Origin of the sequence: Agromyces larvae (assembly GCF_022811705.1) — a bacterium.
GTDB classification, from domain to species: domain Bacteria; phylum Actinomycetota; class Actinomycetes; order Actinomycetales; family Microbacteriaceae; genus Agromyces; species Agromyces larvae.
In genome coordinates this window covers 1,442,819-1,453,192 of sequence record NZ_CP094528.1, presented here as the reverse complement: position 1 = coordinate 1,453,192, position 10,374 = coordinate 1,442,819, and the positions used below count along the sequence as shown (strand labels likewise).

Sequence of the window (10,374 nt, the reverse complement as noted above, 5' to 3'; positions counted from 1 at the left end):
CCCCTGTCCGGCGGGGGCACGGCTGTTAGCCTGAATCCGATGTCAGGGAGGACCGCCGAATGACGAACGCCCCCGAAACCGATCCCGCGCCCGACGCCGCGCCCGTCGCCGTCGGCGACCGCGTCGCCGCGCCGTCCGCGGTGCGCTACGACATGATCGTGGTGTCGAACCGGCTGCCCGTCGACTACGTCGGCGGCACGGGCGCCGAGATCGAGTGGAAGACCTCGCCGGGCGGGCTCGTGACCGCGCTCGAACCCGTCATGCGCGCCGCCGACGGCGCCTGGATCGGTTGGGCCGGCGTCGCCGACCGCGAGTTCGACGCGTTCGAGCACGACGGCATCGAACTCATCCCGGTGCCGCTGTCGGCCGACGAGGTGGCCGACTACTACGAGGGCTTCTCGAACGACACCCTCTGGCCGCTGTACCACGACGTGATCGCTCCGCCGACGTTCCACCGCGAGTGGTGGGACGCGTACGTGCGGGTCAACCGCCGGTTCGCCGAGGCCGCCGCCCGCGCCGCCGCGGAGGACGCGGTCGTGTGGGTGCAGGACTACCAGCTCCAGCTCGTGCCGCGCATGCTGCGCGAGCAGCGGCCCGATCTCGTGATCGGGTTCTTCAACCACATTCCGTTCCCCGCCTACGGCATCTACTCGCAGCTGCCGTGGCGGCGCCAGGTGGTCGACGGCCTGCTCGGCGCCGACGTGATCGGATTCCAGCGCGCGGCCGACGCCGGCAACTTCACGCGCGCCGTGCGCCGGCTGTTCGGCTACACCACGCGCGGGACGGTGATCGAGGTGCCCGACGACACGGTCGGCGGCACCGGCACCCGACGGGTGGTGGCCCGGCATTTCCCGATCTCGATCGACGCGGCGGGCTTCGAGGAGATCGCCCGCCGGCCCGAGGTGCAGGAGCGCGCGCGGCAGATCCGCGAAGAACTGGGCGATCCGAAGACCGTCATGCTCGGTGTCGACCGCCTCGACTACACCAAGGGCATCCGGCATCGCATCAAGGCGTTCGGCGAGCTGCTGCGCGACGGCCGGCTGTCGGTCGAGGACGCGACGCTCGTGCAGGTGGCCAGCCCGTCCCGCGAGCGGGTGGAGACCTACCGGCAGTTGCGCGACGAGATCGAGCTCATGGTGGGCCGGCTGAACGGCGACCAGTCGACGCTCGGCCATCAGGCCGTCGCGTACCTGCATCACGGGTATCCGCGCGAAGAGATGGTGGCGCTCTACCTCGCCGCCGACGTGATGCTCGTCACCGCGCTGCGCGACGGCATGAACCTGGTCGCCAAGGAGTACGTCGCGTGCCGGTTCGACAACGACGGCGCGCTCGTGCTGAGCGAGTTCACGGGCGCGTCCGACGAGCTGCGGCAGGCGATCCTGGTCAACCCGCACGACATCGAGGGGCTGAAGGACGCGATGATGGGCGCCGTCGAGATGCCGCCCAAGGAGCGGGCGCGACGGATGCGATCGCTGCGCAAACGCGTCCGCGAGAACGATGTGGCGCACTGGTCGGCGAGCTTCCTCGAAGCGCTCACGGGTTCGGGCAAGCTCGCCGCGGGACTCTCCGAGCAGCTCATCGCCGATCTCGACGGGCTCGCCCGCACCGACCGGATGCTCGTCGCCCTCGATTTCGACGGCACGCTGGCGCCGATCGTCGACCGGCCGGAGGACGCCAGGGCCACCGACGGCGCACGACGGGCGATCGAACAGCTCCTCACCCTGCCGGACACGCGGGTGGCGATCGTGTCGGGCCGCGCGCTCGACAGCCTCTCCGAAGTCGCAGCGCCGCCCGAGGGTGTGCTGCTGTCGGGATCGCACGGGGTCGAGCTGCAGCTCGACACCGGCGCGGTCACCATCGATCTGCGCGACGCCGAGCGCGAGGATCTCGATCGGCTCACCCAGCTGGTCGAGCGCGTCGCCGCGGCGAGCGAGGCCGCCTGGATCGAGCGCAAGCCCGCGGGCATCGCGCTGCACACGCGTCGGATGTCTCCGGCCGCCGGGGTGGCGCTGCAGCAGGCCGCTCGCGAACGGGTCGCCGAGGAGCTGCCGGGGATCACCGTGCGGTCGGGCAAGAGCGTGCTCGAGTTCTCGGTGCGCTCGAGCGACAAGGGCGAGTCGCTCAGCCGGCTGCGGCAGCACGTGGGGGCCAGCGGGGTGCTGTACCTCGGCGACGACGTCACCGACGAGGATGCGTTCGCGGTGCTCGAAGCCGACGACCTCGGGGTGAAGGTGGGGTCGGGCAAGTCGATCGCCTCGCACCGCGTGCGCAGCACCGCCGACGTCGCAGAGCTCCTCGAGCACCTCGTCCAGGCGAGGACGGCCGCGGCGGGGGCATCTCCGCGCTGGCCATAGACTCGACGCATGTCCCAGATCGACCCCAAGCCCCGTAGTCGCGTCGTCACCGACGGCATCGAAGCCACCACCAGCCGAGGCATGCTCCGCGCCGTCGGCATGGGCGACGCCGACTGGGACAAGCCGCAGATCGGCATCGCGAGCTCGTGGAACGAGATCACCCCCTGCAACCTCTCGCTCGACCGCCTCGCGCGCGCCGCGAAAGAGGGCGTGCACGCGGGCGGCGGCTATCCGCTGCAGTTCGGCACCGTGTCGGTGTCGGACGGCATCTCGATGGGTCACGAGGGCATGCACTTCTCGCTCGTCTCGCGCGAGGTCATCGCCGACTCGGTCGAGGTCGTCATGCAGGCCGAGCGCCTCGACGGCTCGGTGCTGCTCGCCGGCTGCGACAAGTCGATCCCCGGCATGCTGATGGCCGCGGCCCGGCTCGACCTGTCCAGCGTGTTCCTCTACGCCGGCTCGATCGCGCCCGGCTGGGTGCGCCTGAGCGACGGCACCGAGAAGGACATCACGATCATCGACTCGTTCGAGGCGGTCGGCGCGGTCAAGGCCGGCAAGATGAGCGAGGCCGACGCCAAGCGCATCGAGTGCGCGTTCGCCCCGGGCGAGGGCGCGTGCGGCGGCATGTACACCGCGAACACGATGGCCTCGGTCGCCGAGGCGCTGGGGCTCTCGCTGCCGGGGTCGGCGTCGCCCGCGTCGGCCGACCGCCGCCGCGACTACTACGCGCACCGGTCGGGCGAGGCGGTCGTCAACCTGCTGAACCGGGGCATCACCGCGCGCCAGATCCTCACCAAGGAGGCGTTCGAGAACGCCATCGCCGTCGGCATGGCGCTCGGCGGTTCGACCAACATCGTGCTGCACCTGCTCGCCATCGCGCGCGAGGCCGAGGTCGAGCTCACGCTCGACGACTTCAACCGCATCGGCTCGAAGGTGCCGCACATCGGCGATCTGAAGCCGTTCGGCAAGTACGTCATGAACGACGTCGACCGCCGGGGCGGCGTGCCCGTGCTCATGAAGGCGCTGCTCGACGCCGGGCTGCTGCACGGCGACGTGCTCACCGTCACCGGCAAGACCATGCGCGAGAACCTCGAGGAGCTCGACCCGGAGCCGCTCGACGGCGAGGTGCTGCACACCCTCGACGACCCGATCCACGCCACCGGCGGACTCACCATCCTGAAGGGCACGCTCGCGCCCGAGGGAGCGGTCGTGAAGACCGCCGGCTTCGACGCGACGGTGTTCGAGGGCCCCGCCCGCGTGTTCGAGCGAGAGCGCGCCGCGATGGACGCGCTCACGAACGGCGAGATCTCGCACGGCGACGTCGTGGTGATCCGCTACGAGGGGCCGAAGGGCGGCCCCGGCATGCGCGAGATGCTCGCCATCACGGCGGCCATCAAGGGCGCCGGCCTCGGAAAAGATGTACTACTCTTGACGGACGGTCGATTCTCAGGCGGCACAACCGGTCTGTGCGTCGGCCATCTGGCACCCGAGGCAGTGGACGCAGGTCCGATCGCCTTCGTGCGCGATGGTGATCTGATTCGGGTCGATATCGCGGCTCGTTCCATCGACCTACTGGTCGACGAAGCCGAGCTGGCAGCCCGCCGTGAAGGCTGGGCGCCACTTCCCCCGCGCTATACCCGCGGTGTTCTCGCGAAGTATTCGAAGCTCGTGCGCTCCGCTGCCGAAGGCGCGACCACGGGCTGAGTGCTGCGCATTTCCGCTCACCGTCCATCAGAAGGAATCGCATGACCACGGAAGCTTCACCCGTGCCGTCCGCCTCGCCCCTGCCCCCAGGGGTGCCGATCCAGATCACCGGCGCCGAGGCGGTCGTCCGCTCGCTCGAACTGCTCGGAATCACCGACGTCTTCGGACTCCCCGGCGGGGCGATCCTGCCGGTCTACGACCCGCTCATGTCGGCGTCGACCCTGCGGCACATCCTCGTGCGCCACGAGCAGGGCGCCGGTCACGCGGCCGAGGGCTACGCCTCGGCATCCGGCAAGCTCGGCGTCGCGATCGCGACGAGCGGGCCGGGCGCGACCAACCTCGTCACCGCCATCGCCGACGCCCACATGGACTCGGTGCCGCTGCTCGCCATCACCGGCCAGGTGTTCTCGAACCTGATGGGCACCGACGCCTTCCAGGAGGCCGACATCGTGGGCATCACGATGCCCGTCACGAAGCACTCGTTCCTCGTGAAGCGCGCCGAGGAGATCCCCTCGACGATCGCCGCCGCGGTGCACATCGCGACGACGGGTCGTCCCGGGCCCGTCCTCGTCGACATCACGAAGGACGCGCAGCAGGCGACGTTCGGGTTCAGCTGGCCGCCGAAGGTCGACCTCCCCGGCTACCGCCCGATCACCAAGGCGCACGGCAAGCAGGTCGCCGCGGCGGCGAACCTGATCGCCGAGGCGAAGCGCCCCGTCCTCTACGTCGGCGGCGGCGTCGTGCGCGGCCGCGCGTCCGAGGAACTGCTCGCGTTCGCGGAGGCGACGGGTGCACCCGTGGTGACCACGCTGATGGCGCGCGGCGTGTTCCCCGACTCGCACCCGCAGCACCTCGGCATGCCCGGCATGCACGGTACGGTCCCGGCGGTGCTCGCGCTGCAGGAGGCCGACCTGCTGGTCGCCCTCGGCGCCCGGTTCGACGACCGCGTGACCGGCAAGGCGGCGCTCTTCGCCCCCGAGGCGAAGGTCGTGCACGTCGACATCGATCCGGCCGAGATCTCGAAGATCCGCGTGGCCGACGTGCCGATCGTGGGCGACCTGAAGGACGTGCTCGTCGACCTGAAGGCCGCGTTCGCGCAGGCCTCCGCCGGCGGCGCGCCCGACCTCTCGGAGTGGTGGGCGACGCTCGACGGCCTGCGGAGCGAGTACCCGCTCGGCTTCGCGCCGACCAGCGACGGCCTGCTCGCGCCGCAGCACGTGATCCAGCGGATCGGCGAGCTCACCGGCCCCGAGGGCGTCTACGCGGCCGGCGTCGGCCAGCACCAGATGTGGGCGGCGCAGTTCATCAAGTACGAGCGACCGAACGCGTGGCTGAACTCCGGCGGCGCCGGAACGATGGGCTACGCCGTCCCGGCCGCGATGGGGGCGAAGGTCGCCGAGCCCGAGCGCACCGTGTGGGCGATCGACGGCGACGGCTGCTTCCAGATGACGAACCAGGAGCTCGCGACCTGCGCGCTGAACGACATCCCGATCAAGGTCGCGATCATCAACAACTCGTCGCTCGGCATGGTGCGCCAGTGGCAGACGCTGTTCTACGACGGCCGCTACTCGAACACCGACCTGTCGACCGGCCACGGCACGGCGCGCATCCCCGACTTCGTGAAGCTGGCCGAGGCGTACGGGGCGCTCGGCATCCGCGTCACCAGTGAAGACGAGGTCGACGCGGCCATCAAGCTCGCCCTCGAGACCAACGACCGGCCGGTCGTCATCGACTTCGTCGTCTCGGCCGACGCGATGGTGTGGCCGATGGTGCCGCAGGGCGTGTCGAACAGCTACATCCAGTACGCGCGCGACCACGCGCCGGCGTTCAGCGAGGAGGACTGACCATGTCGACCCACGTGCTCTCCCTCCTCGTCGAGGACAAGCCCGGTCTGCTCACCCGCGTCGCGGGGCTCTTCTCGCGTCGCGGGTTCAACATCGAATCGCTCGCGGTCGGGCACTCCGAGATCCCGGGCCTCTCGCGCATCACCGTGGTGGTCGACGTCGAGACGCTGCCGCTCGAACAGGTCACCAAGCAGCTGAACAAGCTGGTGAACGTGATCAAGATCGTCGAGCTCGACCAGACCCAGTCGGTGCAGCGCGAGCACCTGCTCATCAAGGTGCGCGTCGACAACACGACCCGCTCGCAAGTGATCGAGGCGGTGAACCTGTTCCGCGCACGCGTGGTCGACGTGTCGACCGACGCCCTCGTGATCGAGGTCACCGGCGACTCGGGCAAGGCCCAGGCGTTCCTGCGCGTGCTCGAGCCCTACGGCATCAAGGAGATCGCCCAGTCCGGCCTGCTCGCCATCGGGCGCGGCGGCAAGAGCATCACGGAGCGCGTCTTCAAGAGCTGACCGCTCGCTCCCTGAGCCTGTCGAAGGGAGCGCACCCACCGAGACATCCCCTTCGACAAGGTCAGGGGACCACACCCCACGCAAGGAGAAAGAAAACCGCAATGGCTGAGATCTACTACGACAAGGACGCCGACCTCGCGCTCATCCAGGGCAAGAAGGTCGCGGTCATCGGCTACGGCTCGCAGGGTCACGCGCACGCGCAGAACCTGCGCGACTCGGGCGTCGAGGTCGTCATCGGCCTGAAGGACGGCTCGAAGTCGATCCAGAAGGCACAGGAGGCCGGCTTCGAGGTGAAGAACGTCGCCGAGGCCGCCGCCTGGGCCGACGTCGTCGTCATCCTCGCGCCCGACCAGTACCAGCGCCACATCTACGCCGAGTCGATCGCCGACAACATCGGCGAGGGCAAGACGCTGGTGTTCGGGCACGGCTTCAACATCCGCTTCGGCTACATCGAGGCGCCCGAGGGCGTCGACGTCATCATGGTCGCGCCGAAGGGCCCGGGCCACACCGTGCGCCGCGAGTTCGAGGCCGGGCGCGGCGTGCCCGTCATCGTCGCGGTCGAGAAGGACGCGTCGGGCCAGGCGTGGCCGCTCGCGCTGTCGTACGCGAAGGCGATCGGCGGCCTGCGCGCCGGCGGCATCAAGACGACCTTCACCGAGGAGACCGAGACCGACCTGTTCGGCGAGCAGGCCGTGCTCTGCGGCGGTGTCTCGCAGCTCATCCAGTACGGCTTCGAGACCCTGACCGAGGCCGGCTACCAGCCGCAGGTCGCGTACTTCGAGGTGCTGCACGAGCTGAAGCTCATCGTCGACCTGATGTGGGAGGGCGGCATCGCCAAGCAGCGCTGGAGCGTCAGCGACACCGCCGAGTACGGCGACTACGTGTCGGGGCCCCGCGTCATCGACCCGCACGTCAAGGAGAACATGCAGGCCGTGCTCGCCGACATCCAGGACGGCACGTTCGCGGCGCGCTTCATCGCCGACCAGGACAACGGCCAGAAGGAGTTCCTCGAGCTGCGGGCCAAGGGCGAGGCGCACCCCATCGAGGCGACCGGTCGCGAGCTGCGCAAGCTGTTTGCGTGGAACGCCAGCAACGACGACGACTACGTCGACGGTGAAGTCGCTCGCTGACGCACGGATCGACCGCAGGGGGCGGGATCGGCTTCGGCCGGTCCCGCCCTCGCGGTGTGCGTGGGAGTCGGATTCCGCGGAGGAGGTACGGTGACCAGGTGCTGACGAGTCTTCCGGTCGAGATCGCCGTGCAGGATGTCGCGGGCGTTCGCCTCGCGCTCCAGGCGGGTGCTGCGCGCGTCGAGGTGTGCCAGGCGCTCGGGCTGGGCGGGCTGACCCCCGCGGCCGGGCTCATCGAAGCGGCGGTCGATGCGGCCCGGCAGGCAGGTGCTGCGAGCTTCGTGCACGTGCTCGTGCGACCCCGCGGCGGCGGATTCGTGTACGACGCCGACGAGGCGGCGCAGGTGGAGCGCGACATCCGCTGGTGCGTCCGGCTCGGCGCCGACGGAGTGGTCGTCGGCGCGCTCGACGAGGCGGGCGGGCTCGACCACGAGCGTCTGGCACGCTGGGTCGACGCCGCCGGAGGGCTCGACGTCACCGTGCATCGCGCGGTCGACGCGGCCGCCGATCCGGTCGCAGCGGTCGTTTCGCTGCACGGCCGCGGAGTGCGCCGCGTGCTCACCTCGGGCGGTGCGCCCGATTGCCGGGCGGGCCTGGCCGGCCTCGCCGCGATGCGGGCGGCGGTCGGCGACGAGCTCGAGGTGATGGCCGGCGGCGGCGTGCGCGTCGGCGACATCGCCGCGCTCGCCTCGGCCGGCGTCGACGCCGTGCACCTGTCCGCTCGCCGCCCTGCGACGCGGGGCCGCGGCGGCCCGGGCGGCGGAGCCGATGCGTTCGACGCGACCGACGCCGAGGTGGTCGCCGCGGCGGTGGCTGCCGCGCGCGAGGCGGACGCGGTTCGCACCTCGCACGCTCGGTAGGGTGGGCGCATGGCGACCGACTCCGACGAGGAGGCCTTCCGCTGGGAGGGCGACGACGATCCGACGCTCGCGCCCGGGTGGAAGGTCGTCGGCGGGCCCGCGTCCCGCGAGACGCAGGCCGACGCCGAAGGTGCGGCGGGCGGCGCGATCGGCGACGAATCCCCGTCCGCGTGGCCGACCTCCTCGGCCGACCCGACCGGTCGGCCGACGATCGGATCGCTCGAGCTCGTGGTGCTCGGTGTGCTCGGCGGCGTCTACCTGCTGTACACGGTCGGGTGGCTCGTGACGGTGGTGCGAACGGATGCCCCGGGCACCAGCGTGCTCGGCGACCTCATGTACGGCCTCGGCCTCTGGCTCGCGGTGCTCGCGCCCGCGCTCTGGTTCGCGCTCGTGTTCGCGCTCGTGCGACGTGCGCCGCTTCGGCTCCTGTGGCTCGCGGTCGGCGCGCTGCTGCTCGTGCCGTTGCCGTTCGTGCTGGGGGTGACGGCATGAGTGCGACCACCGGCGACGGCGGAGCATCCGAGCTCGTTCCCGAGACGCAGCCGACCGCCCGACGCGAGCTGCCGCTCTGGCTGCGGGCGACGCTCGCCGCGTTCTTCGGGCTCTTCTTCGCCTACGACCTGTGGGAGGTGCTCGAGAGCCTGCTGCAGTTGCTCGCCCTCGGTCTCGGATTCACGCCGGGCGGCTGGGCGATCATGGTCGCGGCGCTCATCGCACCGCCGGCGCTGTTCGCGATCGCGTTCGTGCTGGGGCGGCGGCGGGGCATCCTGATCGTGGTCGCCTGCTATCTCGCCGGGCTGGGCGTGTCGGGCGCGCTCTTCGCCTCGCTCTCGGTGCTGCTCGGCGCCGTCGGCGGCGTCGTCGTGCCCTGACCCGGCGGAGCGCCGGGGCCGTCGCCGGGGCGCGCCGGGGCCAGCACCCGACGCCAGAGATGCGCGAGCATGGCGACGAAGGCGACCGCCCACGCCGCCAGCGCGATCCAACTCTCGACGTAACCGACCGCGTGCACGATCGGCAGCGCATCGACCTCGCCGAGGAACTGCGCCCCGACGCCGTACATGCCGAGCGGGAACACGATGCTCCACAGCGTCGCCTCGTAGCGAAGCGGGTAGCGGTGCCGCACGTGACGCCAGTACCCCGCGACGATCAGCGGCGGGATCAGCCAGGTGCCGAACGCCCAGAAGAACACCGCAGTGCCGGCGATGAGTCCGCTGGTCGCCGCCACCATGGGCGCGTCGGCCATCTCGACGATGCGAGCGCTCGCGACCACCGTGATCGCGGTCGCACCCATGGCCACCCAGTACGGCGGGGTGAGATCGGCCGGCGTGAACGGGTAGGCGAGCATGCGCACGCCGACGAACACGCCGACCGCGCAGTACAGGAACGTGCCGATCGACCAGGAGAACACCGCGAGCAGCGCCATCGCGTTCCGACCCGTGTCGACCTCGGCTTCGAGGGTGGCGGCGAGCACCGCGATCGACTGGCTCGCGACCGACCAGATGAACCAGGTGCCGTTCGCCGTGCGCAGCGCCGTGCGCTTCGCCCCGCCGAGCACCGCCGTCCACGGCACCGTGTAGCCGAGCAGCACCCAGGCCGCGAACGCGGCGACGAGCAGCCAGAGCGCCGCGCCGTGCCACCCCTCGGCGCTCAGCCGGCTGCCGAGCACGCAGGTGGCGGCGACGAAGGTGAAGAACCCGAACGCGCGAGCCGGATCGGCGAAGTCGGCGGCCATCGCGGCGCGGTGGCGTGCCAGGCGGATGCCGTTCAGCACGATGAGCAGCACGTAGGCGACGGCGGCGATGACGAGCAGCACCAGCGACAGCACCGGCCGGCCGTCGGTGCGCATCGCGATCGAGACGATGCCGGTCGCCATCACGAGTGCGAAGTATCCCGGGGTCAGACCCTGCACCGCCCGGTCGAGGCGCTGCACGAGTCGGGGCTCGGCGACCGCGAGTGCGGGAGGCATGGGA

9 protein-coding genes are annotated in these 10,374 nt (G+C 71.0%); 8 read left to right on the top strand and 1 reads right to left on the bottom strand.

The window, feature by feature from the left end; translation table 11 throughout:
* The first annotated feature begins 59 nt into the window (after positions 1-59).
* From MTO99_RS06730 to MTO99_RS06695, 8 genes are all read left to right on the top strand, one after another.
* Positions 60-2,354 (top strand): bifunctional alpha,alpha-trehalose-phosphate synthase (UDP-forming)/trehalose-phosphatase, encoded by a 2,295-nt coding sequence (locus MTO99_RS06730; protein WP_243558035.1) that lies wholly within the window; start codon positions 60-62, stop codon positions 2,352-2,354.
* Between the two features lie 9 nt (positions 2,355-2,363).
* Positions 2,364-4,058, top strand: a complete 1,695-nt coding sequence (gene ilvD / locus MTO99_RS06725) for a dihydroxy-acid dehydratase (RefSeq protein ID WP_243558033.1) — start codon at positions 2,364-2,366, stop codon at positions 4,056-4,058.
* Positions 4,059-4,099: 41 nt separating this feature from the next.
* Positions 4,100-5,902: an acetolactate synthase large subunit gene (locus MTO99_RS06720; RefSeq protein ID WP_243558031.1), complete on the top strand. Its 1,803-nt coding sequence runs from the start codon at positions 4,100-4,102 to the stop codon at positions 5,900-5,902.
* A 2-nt stretch (positions 5,903-5,904) separates the two neighbouring features.
* On the top strand, positions 5,905-6,414 hold the full coding sequence (ilvN, locus tag MTO99_RS06715) for an acetolactate synthase small subunit (RefSeq protein ID WP_243558029.1): 510 nt from the start codon (positions 5,905-5,907) through the stop codon (positions 6,412-6,414).
* Positions 6,415-6,515: 101 nt separating this feature from the next.
* The gene (gene ilvC, locus MTO99_RS06710; RefSeq protein WP_243558027.1) at positions 6,516-7,544 is read left to right on the top strand and encodes a ketol-acid reductoisomerase; all 1,029 of its coding nucleotides are present in this window, start codon (positions 6,516-6,518) and stop codon (positions 7,542-7,544) included.
* A gap of 98 nt (positions 7,545-7,642) precedes the next feature.
* A complete protein-coding gene (locus MTO99_RS06705; RefSeq protein WP_243558025.1) occupies positions 7,643-8,404 on the top strand; it encodes a copper homeostasis protein CutC in 762 nt (253 codons plus the stop codon).
* Between the two features lie 9 nt (positions 8,405-8,413).
* Entirely contained in the window at positions 8,414-8,896 is a 483-nt protein-coding gene (locus MTO99_RS06700) for a hypothetical protein (protein ID WP_243558023.1), read from the top strand.
* On the top strand, positions 8,893-9,276 hold the full coding sequence (locus MTO99_RS06695) for a hypothetical protein (protein ID WP_243558021.1): 384 nt from the start codon (positions 8,893-8,895) through the stop codon (positions 9,274-9,276). Before MTO99_RS06700 ends, MTO99_RS06695 begins: the two co-directional genes overlap by 4 nt.
* On the opposite strand, the gene MTO99_RS06690 is transcribed toward MTO99_RS06695, so the two are convergent.
* Complete coding sequence (locus MTO99_RS06690; protein WP_243558019.1) at positions 9,189-10,370, bottom strand: tellurite resistance/C4-dicarboxylate transporter family protein; 1,182 nt, start codon at positions 10,368-10,370, stop codon at positions 9,189-9,191. The genes MTO99_RS06695 and MTO99_RS06690 overlap by 88 nt on opposite strands.
* Between the last annotated feature and the right edge of the window lie 4 nt (positions 10,371-10,374).

Bases quoted from the DNA above. Each gene is read 5' to 3' on its own strand.
- MTO99_RS06695 (WP_243558021.1), top strand. From the start codon at position 8,893: ATGAGTGCGACCACCGGCGACGGCGGAGCATCCGAGCTCGTTCCCGAG.
- ilvC (WP_243558027.1), top strand. From the start codon at position 6,516: ATGGCTGAGATCTACTACGACAAGGACGCCGACCTCGCGCTCATCCAG.
- MTO99_RS06700 (WP_243558023.1), top strand. From the start codon at position 8,414: ATGGCGACCGACTCCGACGAGGAGGCCTTCCGCTGGGAGGGCGACGAC.
- ilvN (WP_243558029.1), top strand. From the start codon at position 5,905: ATGTCGACCCACGTGCTCTCCCTCCTCGTCGAGGACAAGCCCGGTCTG.
- MTO99_RS06690 (WP_243558019.1), bottom strand. From the start codon at position 10,370: ATGCCTCCCGCACTCGCGGTCGCCGAGCCCCGACTCGTGCAGCGCCTC.
- MTO99_RS06720 (WP_243558031.1), top strand. From the start codon at position 4,100: ATGACCACGGAAGCTTCACCCGTGCCGTCCGCCTCGCCCCTGCCCCCA.
- ilvD (WP_243558033.1), top strand. From the start codon at position 2,364: ATGTCCCAGATCGACCCCAAGCCCCGTAGTCGCGTCGTCACCGACGGC.
- MTO99_RS06730 (WP_243558035.1), top strand. From the start codon at position 60: ATGACGAACGCCCCCGAAACCGATCCCGCGCCCGACGCCGCGCCCGTC.